Here is a 1,737-nt window from a genome sequence, read left to right on the forward strand (position 1 = left end):
ATCGAGCGCATGTCGATGCTCTCCAACCAGGCCTCCGTGGCGCTGCTGGGCCCGGACGCGCGCCTGCTCTGGTTCTGCCACCCCGAGCCGGACTCCAACGCCCTGTTCGCCGAGGTCCTGGGCGGCCGTCAGGCGGGTGTCTTCGCGATCTCGCCCGCCCACGGCGGACTCCCCCTCGGCCAGCGCTACCTGCCGGGCACGATGACCGTGCGCACCCGCTGGTCCCGCCTGGAGGTCACCGACTACCTCGCGCACGACACCGAGCCCGGCCGCACCGACCTCGTCCGGGTGATCGGCGGCGTCACCCCCGCCACCGTCGAGTTCGCCCCGCGTCCCGACTTCGGCCGCGCCCCCATCCGCATCACCGTCGAGCCCGAGGGCCTGCGCGTCCAGGGCGCCGACTTCCCGATGGTCCTGCGCTCCCCCGGTGTGGAGTGGCGGGTGGACCACGACGGCACCGACGACGTCGCCCGCGCGACCGTCCACCCGAGGTCCGAGCGTCCCGTGGTACTGGAGCTGCGCTGCGGCACCGACTCCCTGACCGCCGAGGAGGCCACCGAGGCGCAGCGCCAGGAACAGGCCGCCCTCCACTGGTCCTCCTGGGTGCGGGACCTGGACCTGCCGCGCACCGAGAACGTCCTCGCCGCGCGCTCCGCGCTGACTCTGCGGGGTCTGTGCACCCCCTCCGGCGGTGTCATGGCCGCCGCGACCACCTCCCTGCCCGAGGAGATCGGCGGCGTCCGCAACTGGGACTACCGCTACTGCTGGCTCCGCGACGGCGCACTCACCGTCCAGGCCCTGGTCACCCTGGGCTCCACCACCGAAGCCGAAGCCTTCCTGGACTGGGTCCACCGCGTCGTGGACTCCCTGCCCTCACCCGAACTCCTGCGCCCCCTCTACTCCCTGCGCGGCACCAACCTGGGCCCCGAAGAAGTCATCGAGTCCCTGTCCGGCTACGCCGGCTCCCGCCCCGTGCGCATCGGCAACCTCGCCGACCACCAGGTCCAACTCGACGTGTTCGGACCCGTCGTCGAACTCATCACCCACCTGTCCCACACCCGCGACCAACTCACCGACCGCGACTGGGACCTGGTCCGCTCCATGGCCGAGGCCGTCGCCCGCCGCTGGCACGAAGCCGACCACGGCATCTGGGAAGAACGCGACGAACCCCGCCAACGCGTCTACTCCAAGGTCATGTGCTGGGTGACCCTGGACCGCGCCATCACCCTCGCCGAGAAGTACGGGCGCACCGTCGACCCCACCTGGCCCGACCTGCGCACCGACATCGCCCAGGAAGTCCTCGAAAAGGGCTGGAACGAACAGGCCCAGGCCTACACCACCGCCTACGACGGCACCGACCTGGACGCCGCCTCCCTGCACATCGGCCTGTCCGGACTCATCGACCCCACCGACGAACGCTTCCAGGCCACCGTCACCGCCGTGGAGGCCGAACTCCGCTCCGGACCCACCGTGTACCGCTACCACCGCGACGACGGCCTGCCCGGCGGCGAGGGCGGCTTCCACCTGTGCACCACCTGGCTCATCGAGGCCTACCTGCTCACCGGCCGAAGGGCCGAGGCCGAGGAACTCTTCAAGCACCTGGTCGACTGCGCCGGACCCACCGGGCTCATCCCCGAGGAGTACGACCCCGTCACCGAACGCGCGTTGGGCAACCACCCCCAGGCCTACTCCCACCTGGGCCTGATCCGCTGCGCCCAACTCCTCGACCAACACTGA

Annotated in this window: 1 protein-coding gene; it reads left to right on the forward strand. The window is 71.3% G+C overall.

Features of this window, described 5'->3' with window-relative positions:
- Positions 1-1,737: glycoside hydrolase family 15 protein (locus tag BDW27_RS27015; protein WP_110052535.1), on the forward strand; the 1,737-nt coding region annotated here is incomplete at its 5' end.

It is taken from the genome of Nocardiopsis sp. L17-MgMaSL7 (genome assembly GCF_003182025.1).
Taxonomy (GTDB): Bacteria; Actinomycetota; Actinomycetes; order Streptosporangiales; family Streptosporangiaceae; genus Nocardiopsis; species Nocardiopsis prasina.